Source organism: Cellulomonas hominis (assembly GCF_005239125.1).
GTDB lineage: Bacteria > Actinomycetota > Actinomycetes > Actinomycetales > Cellulomonadaceae > Cellulomonas > Cellulomonas hominis_A.
Genome location: NZ_SZYE01000402.1, coordinates 1 through 482, shown reverse-complemented (window position 1 = coordinate 482; position 482 = coordinate 1). Strand labels below are relative to the sequence as shown.

1 pseudogene is annotated in these 482 nt (G+C 82.4%); it reads left to right on the top strand.

Features of this window, described 5'->3' with window-relative positions:
* Nucleotides 1-482: pseudogene (locus tag FA014_RS20495) on the top strand (helicase-associated domain-containing protein); the annotation flags it as partial.

Here is a 482-nt window from a genome sequence, read left to right as displayed (position 1 = left end):
GACGGCCGCACGCACCGCGCGCCGGCGACCCCGCCCGCGCCGGAGGACCTGCCGCACCGGGACCCGGCCCTGGTCGAGGCCGAGCACGCGAGCGCCGCCGAGCGCGCGGTCCGGCTGGTCGCGGGGCTGCTGCGGCTGTGGGGGCAGGCGCCGCCCACGGTGCTCCGTGCCGGCGGCCTCGGCGTGCGGGACCTGCGCCGCACCGCGGCCGCCCTCGAGATCACCGAGCCCGAGGCGGCGTTCGTCGTCGAGCTGGCGGGCGTCGGCGCCCTCGTCCGGGACGACGGCGAGGAGTCCCCGCACCACGTCCCGACGACGGTCGCCGACGAGTGGCTGTCGCTCGACCTGCCCGACCGGTGGGCCCGGCTCGCGGCGTGGTGGGCGGCCACGCCCCGGTGGGCCGCGCTGGTCGGCAGCCGCGACGAGCGCGGCGGGGTCCGCCCCGCCCTCGGGCCGGAGCTCGGCCGCCCCTGGGCGCCGCG